Source organism: Campylobacter sp. BCW_4321, assembly GCF_001763075.1.
Taxonomy (GTDB): Bacteria; Campylobacterota; Campylobacteria; order Campylobacterales; family Campylobacteraceae; genus Campylobacter_D; species Campylobacter_D jejuni.
Genome location: NZ_MJYA01000047.1, coordinates 1 through 2,224 on the forward strand (window position 1 = coordinate 1; position 2,224 = coordinate 2,224).

Here is a 2,224-nt window from a genome sequence, read left to right on the forward strand (position 1 = left end):
CTCTTCTAAAATACCATTTGTTTCTTGCATTATGGTGGCTATTAATGAAAGAAAATATTCAAAATGATTGATTTTTTCTGGAGAACTTCTAAAAAGTCCAAGAGGTCCATTTTTAAGAGCGAAATTTTTATTATTAATAGCATTATTTTTTAACACAAAAGTTTCTGTATAAATTTGAATATTTTTCATAAAATGATTAAGATACTCTATACACTCACTAAGGCTTTTATCTTTGACTTTGTTATAGTTAGCATCTAATTCTAAAAGATAGGAATAAAAATAGAGAGTTTGGGTAAGGGGGATAATGGAGTGCTCCCCTGTTACTCCAGAGCTTGTATTGATTGTATGAAGCAGTGTTGTATCGCTATATTGATTGTCTTGATGTAATCCTAGCTTAATCCCTAGTTTTGATATAGGAGAGCCGATATACCATTCATTTTTATATTCATTATTACTTGATTCACAATGAAAGATAGAATCTTGAATTGAGAGTTTGTATATATATCTTTCATCTCCTTTAAGTTCAAAATTTTGAGGTGTTCTCCTATCTTCTTTAAAATGTTGCCAATAATTATAAGCAAGTTGTCTATAATATGGTGCAATATCTGCTAAGATAGGAATGGCATTAATATCAAGTGTCATCATTGTTGTATGAGTAGAAAGACTCATTGTTATCCCATAGTATTGACTTTGTTTTTCTTGGATTATCTTGTGTAATATCTCTCGTATCTTACTTTCTAAGAAAATATTATCTTTGCCTAAATCTCTTGCTCTATTTGCTATATTTTCTATTTCTTCTTTTATAAATCTTTCTTGTTGTTCTTTGCTGTGAAATATAAAGAGTTTTACTATATAATCATAAGGAGGTGCTATCTTTCTAGCTCCAGGTGCATTACAAGTATATAAAGCTTTGATATTGTTTCTATTCCTATCATCACAGATACTTAAAGCAAAGAGTTGTGCTAGACAGCCTCCAAGAGAGTGTCCTGTAATAGTAAGAGAATCTTTTTCTTTGATTTGTGGATAATCTTAATACAAGTTTCATAAAAGTTTAGCATATCATCATATTGGGCTTTAGGTATAGAGCCTATGGTTAAAGAAGCATCAGCTACAAACAAATCCATTTCTGTTCCTCTAATGGCTAAAATATAATTGATATAGCCATATTCACTGGTATAGCCTTCTTCTTTTGTTTTACTATCAATTTGTTTTCTTTTTTCTCCAAATAAAGTAGCAGAAAAACCTGAATTTGCATTAGGACAATGTTTTAATAAATCATAGCGAGAAAAGAATTGTTTAGCTTGGAGTGGGGAGAAGTCGCCACTAAATAACTCATCATCAAAGAAGCCATTTTTAGCTTTCCTGTTTTTTCATCTTTAAAATATTTGTATTCTATGTTGAGAATATCAATTAGGGTGGGGAATACAGATTGGGTTGTATCTTCTTTAATATCTCTAAAATATTTTAATCTTTTCCAATCCTTACTATTTTCCTCTGGCTTATAACTTTCATTAGCTAAATGAAAATATCCATAGGCTGCCCAAGGAAGTTCTGCATTGTCTCGTAATTTAGTGATTAATCCTTTATTGTCCATTTTTGCTCCTTTGTATTGAAGTACAAACTGCAATATTCTTCTATCTCTATCCACTCAATATTATAACTAGCCACAGATTCTTACTCTAAATTGTAACGTCTTGTATTCCAAGTATCAAGTAAAATTATTGATGTAATGTTATCTTTAGAGATAAGTTTTTTATTGCTATACAGAATAGCCATTATATCATATCTAGTCTTTTTTATTTCTCCTATATATGTTGCATATTCTCTAAAAATTTTGCAAATAGAATTGCTATTCTTTACTTATTTTATAAGCTCTTCTATTCAGCTCCTCCCAATCTAATGTATCCAAACTTAATCCAAAATACCCTAGAATCTTATTATACTTTAGGAAGTTCATTTAACTTACACATATTCCTAAATTGCCAATAACTAGGCTCTAAATAATAAGAATAAGGAGTATAATAAAAGATAATTAAGCCTATACTTCCAAGAAAGACTAAAAACTTTGAAACGCTTTTTGTAGATTTAAAGATGATTTTATAAATAAATTTTAATATAAGATAAGAAAGAATAGTAGAAATTATAATAAGAAGTAATATATATGTCATGGGTTATCTCCTTAGATTCTCTATTTTATTAAAATTAAGATGTAATTTTGTGGTTT

General features: G+C 28.9%; 2 protein-coding genes and 2 pseudogenes. All 4 read right to left on the reverse strand.

What is annotated here, in order from left to right; all coding sequences use genetic code 11:
* A pseudogene (locus AJN58_RS10345) lies at window positions 1-669 on the reverse strand (hypothetical protein); the annotation flags it as partial.
* 264 nt (window positions 670-933) lie between these two features.
* Window positions 934-1,017: pseudogene (locus AJN58_RS10350) on the reverse strand (lipase family protein); the annotation flags it as partial.
* Between the two features lie 250 nt (window positions 1,018-1,267).
* Window positions 1,268-1,594: a hypothetical protein gene (locus tag AJN58_RS10125; RefSeq protein ID WP_070210731.1), complete on the reverse strand. Its 327-nt coding sequence runs from the start codon at window positions 1,592-1,594 to the stop codon at window positions 1,268-1,270.
* A gap of 343 nt (window positions 1,595-1,937) precedes the next feature.
* On the reverse strand, window positions 1,938-2,168 hold the full coding sequence (locus AJN58_RS06065; protein WP_002881838.1) for a hypothetical protein: 231 nt from the start codon (window positions 2,166-2,168) through the stop codon (window positions 1,938-1,940).
* Window positions 2,169-2,224: the final 56 nt, after the last annotated feature.